General features: G+C 34.1%; 12 protein-coding genes and 1 pseudogene. 3 read left to right on the top strand and 10 right to left on the bottom strand.

Annotated elements, in window-relative coordinates:
• Positions 1 to 73: 73 nt before the first annotated feature.
• Positions 74 to 1,711: a DUF6259 domain-containing protein gene (locus tag HWV59_RS14595; RefSeq protein ID WP_175639287.1), complete on the bottom strand. Its 1,638-nt coding sequence runs from the start codon at positions 1,709 to 1,711 to the stop codon at positions 74 to 76.
• Positions 1,712 to 1,842: 131 nt separating this feature from the next.
• On the opposite strand from HWV59_RS14595, the gene HWV59_RS14600 reads away from it, so the two are divergent.
• Entirely contained in the window at positions 1,843 to 2,739 is an 897-nt protein-coding gene (locus tag HWV59_RS14600; RefSeq protein WP_235991743.1) for an AraC family transcriptional regulator, read from the top strand.
• Between the two features lie 4 nt (positions 2,740 to 2,743).
• On the opposite strand, the gene HWV59_RS14605 is transcribed toward HWV59_RS14600, so the two are convergent.
• The 7 genes from HWV59_RS14605 to HWV59_RS27060 all read right to left on the bottom strand — a co-directional run bounded on the left by HWV59_RS14605 (position 2,744) and on the right by HWV59_RS27060 (position 10,219).
• Positions 2,744 to 3,652: a carbohydrate ABC transporter permease gene (locus tag HWV59_RS14605; protein WP_180967976.1), complete on the bottom strand. Its 909-nt coding sequence runs from the start codon at positions 3,650 to 3,652 to the stop codon at positions 2,744 to 2,746.
• A 16-nt stretch (positions 3,653 to 3,668) separates the two neighbouring features.
• On the bottom strand, positions 3,669 to 4,553 hold the full coding sequence (locus HWV59_RS14610) for a carbohydrate ABC transporter permease (RefSeq protein ID WP_102231614.1): 885 nt from the start codon (positions 4,551 to 4,553) through the stop codon (positions 3,669 to 3,671).
• Positions 4,554 to 4,651: 98 nt separating this feature from the next.
• A complete protein-coding gene (locus HWV59_RS14615) occupies positions 4,652 to 5,959 on the bottom strand; it encodes an ABC transporter substrate-binding protein (RefSeq protein WP_175639288.1) in 1,308 nt (435 codons plus the stop codon).
• A gap of 445 nt (positions 5,960 to 6,404) precedes the next feature.
• Positions 6,405 to 6,887, bottom strand: a complete 483-nt coding sequence (locus HWV59_RS14620; RefSeq protein ID WP_175640075.1) for an HXXEE domain-containing protein — start codon at positions 6,885 to 6,887, stop codon at positions 6,405 to 6,407.
• A gap of 304 nt (positions 6,888 to 7,191) precedes the next feature.
• On the bottom strand, positions 7,192 to 7,530 hold the full coding sequence (locus tag HWV59_RS14625; RefSeq protein ID WP_175639289.1) for a nucleotide pyrophosphohydrolase: 339 nt from the start codon (positions 7,528 to 7,530) through the stop codon (positions 7,192 to 7,194).
• A gap of 4 nt (positions 7,531 to 7,534) precedes the next feature.
• Positions 7,535 to 9,178 (bottom strand): DUF2075 domain-containing protein, encoded by a 1,644-nt coding sequence (locus HWV59_RS14630; protein ID WP_175639290.1) that lies wholly within the window; start codon positions 9,176 to 9,178, stop codon positions 7,535 to 7,537.
• Positions 9,179 to 10,126: 948 nt separating this feature from the next.
• Positions 10,127 to 10,219, bottom strand: coding sequence for a putative holin-like toxin (locus HWV59_RS27060; RefSeq protein WP_235991744.1), 93 nt, complete (start codon positions 10,217 to 10,219; stop codon positions 10,127 to 10,129).
• A gap of 433 nt (positions 10,220 to 10,652) precedes the next feature.
• On the opposite strand from HWV59_RS27060, the pseudogene HWV59_RS27065 reads away from it, so the two are divergent.
• Together HWV59_RS27065 and HWV59_RS14640 are read left to right on the top strand one after the other, a co-directional pair.
• Positions 10,653 to 10,751, top strand: a pseudogene (locus HWV59_RS27065) (ketose-bisphosphate aldolase); the annotation flags it as partial.
• A gap of 140 nt (positions 10,752 to 10,891) precedes the next feature.
• Positions 10,892 to 11,428 (top strand): cupin domain-containing protein, encoded by a 537-nt coding sequence (locus tag HWV59_RS14640; protein ID WP_328824270.1) that lies wholly within the window; start codon positions 10,892 to 10,894, stop codon positions 11,426 to 11,428.
• A 114-nt stretch (positions 11,429 to 11,542) separates the two neighbouring features.
• Here HWV59_RS14640 and HWV59_RS14645 read toward each other — a convergent pair whose 3' ends face one another.
• Positions 11,543 to 12,181: a hypothetical protein gene (locus HWV59_RS14645; RefSeq protein WP_235991745.1), complete on the bottom strand. Its 639-nt coding sequence runs from the start codon at positions 12,179 to 12,181 to the stop codon at positions 11,543 to 11,545.
• A gap of 34 nt (positions 12,182 to 12,215) precedes the next feature.
• Positions 12,216 to 12,848, bottom strand: a complete 633-nt coding sequence (locus tag HWV59_RS14650) for a hypothetical protein (protein ID WP_175639291.1) — start codon at positions 12,846 to 12,848, stop codon at positions 12,216 to 12,218.
• Positions 12,849 to 12,916 lie beyond the last annotated feature (68 nt).

The following is a 12,916-nucleotide window of genomic DNA, read 5'->3' on the forward strand; positions in this document are numbered from 1 at the left end:
CAACTAAAGTAGTCGGTAGAATAAACAAACAATAGGTGGACAAAAATGACTTTTTGAATCTACTAATCAATCTCTATTCTTGATAACCTGTCACTCCAGGATAGACTTGATTCCAATTTCTTGCTTTATGGATGAGATACTTAGTCCCATGCCCATTTTTATCAATTGTATCTGATACAACTGATAACGTTGGGATTAACTCTGGAACCTCTCTTTCCCATGGTAACCCGCTTTGGTTCCATGCAAATTCATGGATACCACCGGATCCCATGCCTGGGGCTGGATATGCAAGATAATGGGTTTGCCTGCAGTATCGATAAAGCGCATGGCCATGACCAGCAGGATAACCTAATTCATGGAAAATAGAGAATACACCCCAGAGCACATCATAACTGTTTTCTCCAAACAATAGTAAATCAGGATGATGTTTTTTCATCTCCTGCGCCCACTTAACTAAGCCCTCATAAGGTGAGTAATGTGGATCATTTGCCCAAAAGATGCTGATATCTAAAAAGATTCCATCTACACCAATGGTTTCTACTAGATAGTTAGATTTATCTATCATATGCTGTAGAAAGCCAGGGTGGCCCATATTCGCTAGCATACAATTATTTTCAGTTGATAGATCGTAATCCCAATCAACCCAGTCACATCTTTTCTCAAGGCCCCAGGAATCTCGTGTTACGGCATCTTCTAGACCAAGTTTCCTCATCGTCTCAATGTTTGCATTATTTGCTCCTAGCATAGGTACAACCCTCACACCAAGTTCGTGTGCTCTATTCACAAAACTCTTAAGCCCTTCTTCTCCTCCCATCCGTTTACTAGGCTCGTATTCCGGATAGTTATTATAATATCTTCCATCCCAACCAGGGAGAAAAACGAGGACTTCTTTTCCATCAATTTCATTCGTAATCCATTCCAACCGCTTCTCCATATCGGAAAAAGTATTGAACACATGTCCTGTCCAGTGTTCACCATGAAGAATGGTTACCAGTTTAATATCTTTTAACCACTCGGGCGTATCCTTTCTCTGGTGAAAAGGCACTAAACCAAAGTTTTGTTCCAAGTCATTGCATCTCTCTAGAATGATCTCATTCTCATTCTGTGTGAAGCCTATATGCCATGGTGGCATGACAATCTCATTGGAACGAAAACGTTTGTCTTCCTCATGCGACAAGTCTAGTATTTGTGTTTGAAGATATGGATCATAATGGCTAGCAAAGCCTTTTAATCTAAGTTTGTCATCTTTTGATAATGCAAACCATTTATTGTTCGCTTGATCTTCGACAAATACAAGCGGCATCTTCATCGAAGTTGGATAATGTTTTGCTTTTATATCTCGTTTGTAGCTATTTCGTTCAATCACTTCTTTTTTATTTTGATCAAATTGAATAGACTGTAAATTAATACCTAGTACCTGCACTAGCATTGATTTACAACGTTCCGTTGAATGCGAACCCTTCGCATGAACAACATACCTTCCATCTTTTTCAACCGTTATTTCTACTTCTATTTTACCGTCTGCTTTTTCTTGATTTCCAGCCCAAGACAGGCCATCTGCCTTTAGAGATACGAGGTTCGCTTCTTTACTCACGGTTACTTTATCAGGGTCTGGTGCATAGACATTATTTTCAGTAAATAACCTGACAGCAAATTGTAGTTGCTTTAATTGAATAAGCGTATCTCCAAAATCATAACCAATTGTGTACATAGAAAGCCTCCGATCTTCCTTGAAAAATTTAAAGGTATTAATTCATAACCATCGAATAGTTAATAAAAACTAGATTGAGAGTATATATCTCTTTTAAAAAATAAATCCTTACATATAAAGGTGGGAAAAGGATGACAATGTTTTTAAAGACTTCAATTCACACCCCGATTGAGTTTATCTCAGGTGGGTATTTTATGTCCGAAACACCTTGGATTCACTCAAAACGTAATATTGATAGCTTTGAAATCATTATTGGCGTCAACAAAACTCTATATATGGAGCAAGGTGAGCATAAATATGAAGTCAATCCAGGTGATGTTTTACTCATTCTTCCTCATCAACCACATGGAGGTTTTGCCACGTGTGAGGAAAAGGTATCCTTTTACTGGTTCCATTTTTTATGTTCAGATAACTTCACACTAATTGATGAAGCAACAATGAATGAAGAGATTGCAAAATTACGCAGAAATCCTAATTATTACAAATCTAATACATATATCTACATTCCTATGTTCTTTACACCAGCAAGTATTGACCGGATTAATATCATGTTTAGACAATTATTACATGTCTATCGATCAAACTATTATACGTATCATAGTGGGCACTATTTAGTCACCTCACTACTCATTGAAGTAACAGAGCAAATCATTTCAAATTTTAACTTCAATTCTTCTTCCGTTATAGCTGATACTAATTTAAATAAAATTATGGAGTGGACAAGAATCCATGCTTTAGAGAACATTACTGTTACCGAAATAGCTGATAAATTCAATTATAATCGCGAATATTTATCTCGTTATTTCAAGAAAGGTACAGGTATGACATTAATTGAATATATTAACCTACTAAAGATCTCAAAAGCCAAGGATTATCTTTCTAGTACGAATGACTCTATAAAGGAAATCGCATATAATGTTGGTGTCCAAGATGAAAAGTATTTTATGAAATTATTCAAAAAATACGAGAAAATGACACCAACAGAATATCGCGAATCCTATTTTCGGACGAAAATGAATAAACAATAATTTATTACTCACCTTTTATGCCCGATAGAGTAACACCTTTAATAAACGCATCCTGAGCAAGCAAGAAAACAAGGATCACAGGTAATACGCTAATTACCGTACCAGCCATTAGTACTGGCCAGTCTGTTGCATACATTCCTTGCATGGATGCTAATCCTAAAGGAAGTGTCATTTTACTTTGGGTATTAATATAAACGAGTGGACTAAAGAAATCATTCCAAGCGCCCATAAATACAAAGATTCCTAGGGTTGCCATTGCTGGCTTTGTTAACGGAACAAATATACGCCAATAAATACCGAATGGAGTACAACCATCAATTCTGGCTGCTTCTTCTAATGACTTTGGAATAGATAAGAAGAACTGTCTCATTAAAAACGTTCCAAATGCACTAACCAATCCTGGTAAAATTAAGGCTGCATGTGTATCAACTAATCCATAAAAACGCATAATGACAAAGTTAGGAATCATTGTTACTTGTGTTGGAATCATTAAGGTTGCAATATACAAGCCAAATAATAAATCACGACCTTTAAAATTTAATCTTGCAAAAACAAAGCCTGCCATAGAGCTAGTTAACAATTGTGAAATAACGATTACACCAGTTACTTTTAAGCTATTTAGAAAATAAGTCATAAATGGAAAACGATCAGATATTCTTAAGTAATTGTCCCATCTGATTTCTTCTCCAAACAAGGTAGGTGGAAAGACAAATACTTCGCTCAAATCTTTTAATGAAGTACTAACCATCCAAACAAACGGGAATAACATCATAATCGCACCTAGCCCCAGAAATAGATGGGCCAATAAGTTTCGGTAATTAAATACCTTTCTCCTTTTTAAGTTTAGTCTTTTATTGGGACTAATTTTCACAGGTGAAACACTCAATGAATCCTGTGGTGTTGATTTACTCATTCATATCCCCCCTTTTTTATACCTCTCTTCTCTTTTGCAATGTAAACTGTATTAATGTGAAGGCAAGAACTAAAAAGAATAAAATATAAGCCATCGCGCTAGCATAGCCCATTTGAAAATACTCAAAACCGTTTTGATATAAATAATGGACAAGAACAGATGTAGATCGTGCTGGGCCTCCTTGTGTTAATAAGAAAACCGCATCAAATACTTGGAATGACCCTATGATTGCCATAACTGTAACGAAAAATGTTGTTGGTCTTAATAACGGGACAGTGATGTGAATAAACTTTTTAAACCATGTTGCCCCATCAATTTCAGCTGCTTCATAATAGGATTCCGATATTCCTTGAATACCCGCTAAGAAAATTAACATATTAAAGCCTAAGCCCTTCCAAATACTCGTAATCATTACTGCTGGCATCGCCCATTTTGTATCACTTAACCAGCTAGGACCATCAATTCCAAAAAGACTTAAAATGAAATTTAGCAAACCATATTCAGGGTTATAAATCCACTGCCAAATGACAGCCACAGCAACCATAGAAGAAATAACTGGTAAAAAGTAAGCAGCTCGATAAAACTTAATAAATCTTATCTTCTGATTCAGGGCAACAGCTAGAAAGAGAGAGATAATAATCCCAATTGGAACTGTCACCGCTGTAAAATATAATGTATTCCACAACACTTTTATAAAGGTTTCGTCCTTAAAAAGTTTGAAATAATTTTCGAAACCAACCCATTTTATAGGAGTTAGTAAATCCCAACTTGTAAAACTAAGAAGAAATGATGCAACTACAGGGAAAAGAACAAAAATAAAGAATCCAAGAATACTTGGTAGCAGCAAGATAAACGCCCATGGACCATCCTTATGTAATAGTGTTTTAAGCTTTTGCTTCAAATTTATCCCCCCTTAATCTATAGAAGAAGTATGCAGGTATAATCTGAGTTTAATCTATTAAATCATCATCATACACCTGCATAATCTGAACATTCAGTCTATTTAGCGAACTCTTCGTTCACTCTTCTCTCGATGTTCGCTAAGATATCCTCCGACGGCTGTCCATCATACCAGAATTTATCCAACTCTTCGATCATGATATCGTCAATCTGATTCAACTTGTTGATTGCAAATGGATCAACGGCTGCATTTTGGAAATAAGGGACTAACTCTTTAAATTCTTTAGGGTGTACGTCTGCATTAAACCATTTTTCAATTCCTTCTTCTGTATAAAGAGAAGTTCTATTAGGCATCCATAGACCTGAACTAATTAAGTCAGTTTGATACTCTTCTGAGGATAGAAACTTAATAAACTCCCATGCTTCTTCAGGATGTTTTGTATTGGCCGATGCAGAGTGAAGGTGTGCCTGGCCAGTGGTACTAGCTACATCAAACTTAGGTAATGCAGCAACGCCAACAGGGAAGTCCATTTGTGCAAGTTGTTGTAGTGCCCATGAACCTTCAATCAGCATTCCAATTTTACCTGTTTGAAGCATTTGTGAAGCACTCATACCAGACTCCTCTAACAATTTTGCTTCTGGACTATAACCATTTTGTTTAACAGTTAAGATTGCTTCTAACACTTCTTTTGTTTGTGGTGAATTTATTATTGTTGCAGTGAAATCATCATTAAAAACAGATCCTTCATTTTCAAGGATTCCTGCTATTGTATTTGCAAATGTTTCAAAGCCATAAGTTCCAAATTGTGTTACCTTATCTCCATCTTTAACAGTTAATTGTGCAGCAGCTTTTGTAAACTCATCCCATGTCCATGCCTCATCAGGGTTACTTGGTGGGTAAGAAATACCTGCTTGATCAAATAAATCCTTGTTGTAATACAAGACAGGAGATACTGTACAGCTACTCACTCCATAAATGCTTCCATCAATTGACATTATTCCACCAGATGAGGGGATAAAATCGTCTATGTCTAACTCATTTTCAAAGTACTGAGTTAAATCAAGTAAAACACCGCGTTCCTGGAAAGAACGGTAGTCACTAGCTCCTAAGAAGAATACATCGGGAGCTGCGTCACCAGCCATCATCGTTAGTAATTTAGATGCGTATTGATCACCTGGTACTGGTGTATACTCAACTTTAATATTTGGATGAGCCTCTTCAAATTTTGCAATCCCTTTTTTTACACTTTCAGTTTCCAGTGGACTTGCTTCCCATCCCATAAACTTTAGAGTTACTACTCCATCCTTACTTCCTCCACCAGATGAACTCTCTTTTGACTGACACCCTGCTAGAATTAAAGAAAACACCATGGCCATCACAAAAAGCAATTTTATCCACTTCCTCATCTTACATACCTCCCCTTTTATTAATTGTTGAAAATTTTTATTATAACTTTCAACGAACCATTGCGATTCGTGAAGGTTCTACCATTGTCCTTAAAACTAGTCTCTAAATTAAATCCGTTACCTAATTTGTAAGCGCTTTATTTCGATAGTTTTATATTATCACCTCGACCTTAACTTGTAAGTGGACTTAAAATAACAATAGGTGTACAAAAATGACTTTTGTTAGCTTTAAGATAAATTACTTTAATAAAATATTAATCTTCGTTAAGTTCCCTTTCATGTTTTCCTAAAGATAAATAAAGGGACGATTCTCTGGCAACAAACGTTGTATTCAGAGAACAGTCCCCTTGAAAATATATTAAGCTACTAACTCAGGTATCTGATTTATACAATTGATAATTAAAATTTACTGTTTGCTACATGTCTTAATTAATGCTCCTTTAACTCAAAATAAAGATAATATGCGTTTTGAAATAAAAAGTGCAATGAGTGCAAGCGGTGCTTGTAATACAAATTCTATTAGAAAATAGCTAAGAAGTCTTTTTTTAGTCATTAATCTTTCAGTAATAAGAACTTTGGCTGTAAAAAAAGAATAAGGATACAAAATAAAGATGGATGTAATAATGCCTGGAACGTATTCTTTGAAGAAAATAAATTGTAAGAAATGACCAATACCATTTGCCAAAAGAATTCCAGGTACTAAAAATGCAAGGTAAGTAGTTGGATTCATGCCCATAAACCTTTTAACAAAAAATGCTTTATAACATCCTATTGAAGCAAAAATCCATAGTAGAATAAATGCAAATGAAAACTCCAAAATTGTTATACTAAAAGATAGTATGTTTGATTTTTCTTCAATAAATTTTTCTACTGTTATGATTTCTTCAAGATCATGAATGAAATATAGGAGTGGAAAAAGTAATAATATTTTTTAAACTTTGATCCATCTTCTTCGTTAAAGTTTCCCATGTTTTCCTCCTCTTTGATTAGGTTTATTATTCGACATGGAGGAAACCCTTTTAAATTCGTATCTTTTTCTGATTTTTACTTTAACATCAAAAGGCAAATCTCCTTCTCGAAGATTAGCCTTGTTTACTTGAATAAGGAGTATGTTGTACAACTCTACCTTAATGCTTCTATGAAAGTAGGCAATTGAAGTTTTAATCCTCAAAGATCTGTGGGACATAGCGAAAATTTTCCCGGGTATTCCCACCCAATTCTTAATAACATTTTTAATACTCAGAGTATTTTGTCTTACTCCCATACGCTTTCTCTACTGGATATTTCTCATTATTCTTTTGGATTTTTTGTTCGATAGCTTCCACAAGATCGATTCCTGTTTCATTTGCAAATAATAAAGAATAAATGACAATATCAGCTAGTTCATCCTTTATATTTTCTGCGTTTTTTTCAACAGCTTCTTCACTTGTTTTCCATTGGAAATTCTCAAGTAATTCACTTGCTTCCAATGAGATTGATAACGCCAAATCTTTAGGATTATGAAACTGTTGCCAATCACGCTCATCTCTAAAAGCTACTACCATATCTGTTAATCGTTTGAGTTCACTCATATTTTCACCTTCCTTCTTTTTGAAAATTTAGAAGTTGGTTTCGTAATGCTTCATCACTAGCATATAAATATAGCCCTTTTATGCCTCGCTTCATTAGAATATTGACTGAATTTAAGATAATTCGTTCTTTTGCTGCATCTACATTATAGATACCTTCTGTTCCTGTAAAAGCTCCAATATCTTTATATGCATCTATATTAACGACCAATTGACCTTTATCTTCATCGTAAGTTATTGAAGGACCTAATATTACTCCAACATAATTTAAGTCAAACCCTTGAATCGTATAAATTGAACCTGCTTCTTCTACAGTGGATTCTCTTTCTGCCCATGTGTATTTACTATCTGTTATATTCCATGGAATTTGGTAACTGCCACTATCTTCCTTAATATAATAAATGTCTCCATCTTTCTTGTGTATATAATCGAACGTAGATACAACACGACTCAAACCAAAGCGTGAATTCTTCTTTTTAATCTCTTCATGCATTTCTTTTAGAGATCCATATACTTTAAATTCATAATTTTCGTCAACAGGAAGTGGTAATAGTCGTTTTTGTTTGAATTCATTTATCCATTCAATAACTTGATCATTTGCTTGCATACGGAATTGATTTGATAACTCATAAAATTCAGCATGTCCACTTTTTGAAATCAAATTTTCTAGTGTAATCTCCTGCCACAAACTTTTTAACTTTAATACCTGATCCGCGTCATATACCATTACAACTACTTTTGCTAGCTTTAGTAATTCTTCTAACTGATTTTGATCATGAAAATTATTGTATGTATCGGATCGTGTTAAGAGTAGGTGTGCTTCATCAACTAATATGATATCTGCTTTCCTATCTTTTTTCTTTAGTTGATTAATCAACGGTGTAGGCTTAACAAAATTTTTTGCTTTTAAATACTTTAATTGAGACGCAATACCTTTATATGTTTTTATCATCTCTTCGTGGTTTACTACTAAATAATTTTCAGTATTATGAAACGGTGAAGATGCCTCTTTCGTGTATTCCTGTATTGTATTAAATATAGAACTTAATACTACACTTTTTCCAACGCCTGCTTCTCCCCTTACAACAAACAAGCTACCATATTCACTTCGCTCGGATTGAACCTGTTTCTCACAAAATTGTATAACCTTCTCTTTTAAATCTAATTGTTCTAATGATAACTCTTTAAAAGGTGACAATTTAAAGATATCTTTATTTTCAATTACATGTTGTTCATGTGTAACGACACCTTTTGTAACAAGTTCCTTCCAAATATCCTTAAAAATCATTTGTTCAAAATAGGGTTTATTATGATAATTATGAGAAAATTCATTCGTCGTTTTACTTTTATTTTGAAGCTTGTACCGTTCATCACCTAAAAAGTAATTGATTAGCTTTGTTTCTAAATGAAATGTCGCAGAACGATTAAATTTATCATGTTTAATTAGATGCATTTGATTCAGTTTTTGCCGCTCAGATATCTTCAAGTGAGCACGCATACGTTTCTTAAAATAGACTGTTTCACCGATATATGCTTCTTTAGCATTATTCAATAAATAAATGACTGGATAATTTAGATATGATTCCCTGTTATTAAGTTGATTTATGCTATCTTCTCTAAATTGCCATGAAACAATTTCTACTTCTGACATATATACCACCTTGATATTTTTTCTAAAATAACATTTCTAAACGCAATGAAAAGATTGCCAAAAGTGGCAAGGCATTGTTAATTATATCACTTTTAGACTAGTAACACTCTTTCTGATCACCAATTATATACCTTTTATACCAATTAATAGTGGAATATATTGGAACTACTTAGATTAAATAACTCCTTTTTTGATACTACTGTGTTTAATCCTAGAATTCACTATGTAAACCTCAAAGGAATGGTCGAAACCGATGATACAAATTCCTACTCGATTGTTCGCGTATTCAAGGATTCATTGTAAGTTGATGGTTATGGACGTGAAACAAAACGTTTTTAAAAATACAATATTAGGAAGTTAGCACGGGGTCGGCTTTTTCGCTTCCTCTTAGGAAGTAAAGACCCACCCCTCTATCTCTGCAGCATATTAACACCAGCATGAATAAGAGCTTACCGAAGCAATTCCACACCTGACTTCATATCGAATGAAGTTAATATACAGATCGTTGATGCCTGTTAATTTTCTATCATTGATGTGATACTTTATAACTTAGGATGAAAAGTTGCTATACTATTTACAAGTATTAAACATTTCCTTTCTCTTTTTCCTTTGATGTTTCATCACCTGTTACTTCATCGACAATTTCTTTCGTTGATGAGCGAAATTCTCTTAATGTTTTGATTCTGTCAACTTTGAAATTGATCCTTGTTTAGGAAAATCATATACCCATGAGTCCCAATAAACGAATAATACATTACTTGCTATGCCTGTATTTACTTTTCAAACATCTAGTCTTTGGTTATAATAATAATAGAGAAATCATAAACTAAAAAAACTGTTCGGTGCTCGAACACCAAACAGTCATACAATAGCTGGGTTCCCATCAAGGGGGATCAGCGATGTTGGTAAATAACTCACCCAATCGCCGTGCAAAAGCTCAAGGGTGGGTTATTTTTTGTCTTTGTCTCTAAATGATATGATCGACAACACCAAACTAGTAAATGCAATCATCAGCATTAACGTTTGAAATACTGTCATCATAAGCATCACCCCCTTTCCTTGCAGGGTAATGCTGACCACCCTTGAGTTACCTAACTATTGTCATTCTATTATATCATAGTTATAGAACGTATGTTTCTATTTGGTCGAATTGTTTAATAAATGAGATTTTTCCTTAATCATCATTTTATTGATTATTTTTTTAAGTAATACTTAGCAAGTTTATAAAATTTATTTATAATAATTATTAATTTTTTTCAGTTACTTTCATTAAGTGTTTAAATTACTTGAAAATTAATAAGTAGTCAATAGAAATAAAAAAGACCGTCTAGTTTTAAACACTAAACAGTCTCAAAAAACTCTTTTGCATTACTTAGGTCTGCACCTAATCAATTATTGGAATCTAAAAATCTTTTTTATTTTTTATTAGTAAGCGTATACAAAAAAGTATTATAATAAAAAGAGAGATCACCTTATGTTAATTACAATGAAAGAAATATTAACTGTTGCAAAAGAAAATCAATTTGCTGTTGGAGCGTTTAATGTTGCAGATAGTACATTTCTAACACTTATATCAGTAATATTTTCACAAAATAAACCCACACCTAGACACTTCACAATTCTAATCTCACAAATATACCAAACTTAGAACCTCTCACAAGATTTCACAAAAATATCTGTTAAAAATTCACTTTATTTGAGGAGTTGTTTTATATGGCTAATTTACAAACAAAGGATTACCGGGCAATTGTAACGAAAATGCTTGCTGATACAGGAATTATCTTAACTCAAGCAGAACAAGAAGCGATTGAGATAGCAGATTTCGGCTTAAATAATCTTGAAAAGACAGGACTTCAATTAATTACTTATGTGAATACCGAACGTTATTGTGCGAAAGACTTAGTTTTATTTCCACATCAAACATGTCCGGAACATCGTCATCCACCTAGAAAAAATGGAGACCCCGGCAAATTAGAAACGTTTCGATGCCGCAGGGGAACCGTTTATCTCTATGTAGAAGGAGAACCTACAGTGTCACCGATAACATCTCCTCCTGCAGAAGATTTCAAATACTATACGGTATTTCATGAAGTTGTATTGCATCCTGGTGAACAATACACTATCCCGGAAAATACGAAGCACTGGTTTAAGGCGGGAGAAGAAGGAGCTATTGTCTCTGAATTTTCATCCAATAGTGAGGATGAGACAGATATTTTTACTGACCCGAGAATAAAACGAATACCAGAATAATAGTCCGTCTTTTCTATTTATTGGGATGAATTTAATTCATTGTAACTAAGTAACATGATAAAAAACCAGCGAATTTATAATCCGCTGGTTTTTTGATTTCTTGTTTTTATAGAGTTATTGTAAATTAAAGAAAACTTGTCCACCTAACATTTCCTCATACCGAAGTTGTGCCTTTTCTCCTGTTTTCACTAAGCCGGATATATACCCTTCTTTTTCACTTCCTACGTACATTTCAAAACTAAAATCGGGTTCAGTTGTTCCAATTATATCACCACTATAAATATCTCCATTCTCGCTTACCATGGTGAAATTCATGATTCCGTCAATATGGAATGCCAAATCTTCAGTTGCAGATTCAACAAATTTCACTTTTGTTTTTGCTAATACCCACTCATACCCTTCTGGAGCAGCTTCATTGTATTCATTCATAGATACTAATTTTTTATATGCTGCATCACCGCGATCTACTTCTACAATTGTCAGATCGAATTTAATTGGGAAAGAGTCACCTTCATCATTGTATAACTCATCGTCAACTGTTGCTGTTTTTTTGAAAGGAACAGGATTGGAACGAGATCCTAATTTTGATTCAGTTTCTTCTTTATTCTCTGGTTCCTCTGATTCTTCTGATGCATCAGTTTGTTGTTTTTCTTCCTCATCAACAGTGATATCTTTCGTATCTTGTCCACACCCTCCAAGTAAAGAGAGTAACAATACGACGAAGATAAATAGGTTTCTTATCTTTTTATTCAACTTGCTTCCTCCTTCAATTTTTAGAATGGGTATGTTATTCTGTTTCCTCTTCTTCCAAATCATCAGGATATACAATTTCATCAAAAACTTCATTGGTAGCTTCGTCCTTCAAAGATATGGTTACTTTGTATTTATCAGGATCAACGCCATTATAGAGCTGATAGTACATACCTGACAGGCCTAAACCAAATGCAGCGAAACCGTCCATGCTATTCTCATAGTCGCTTTTATTGACCAATAGCGTGAACTCCGTAAAAGAATCATTATATGTAACATCTTTGATTGACACGTAATCTTCACTATTTTTTGTTTCCTCAACAGTTTCCAGTATGCCTTTCCTTAATTCTTCCATCATTTCTTTATGCTTAGCTTTTGACATTTTATAAGTAAGTGAGCCATCCTCATTTTTGGTGACTTCCTTTATTCCCTCTTTTTTTGCATCTGCTATAACAGTGTCAATGTCTTCACCTTCAAACATGGAAGCAGGTAATGTAACTTCAACATTTAAAAGGCCTTTTTCAACATCGACCGCTCCTTCATCCTTTTGTTCTTCTTTTTGTTGACCGGACTCTTCACCTTTACCAGCGGTATTTTCTTGTTCATTATTTCCACAAGCTGCAAGTAATGAGATCATAAAGACAATAAATAAGTTGCTAAATCTTTTCATACAGGTTCCTCCTAAGGTACTTTTTGCTCTTATCCCTTACTATTACACTCTCTTACATAAGGTATTTA

It is taken from the genome of Metabacillus schmidteae, assembly GCF_903166545.1.
Taxonomy (GTDB): Bacteria; Bacillota; Bacilli; order Bacillales; family Bacillaceae; genus Metabacillus; species Metabacillus schmidteae.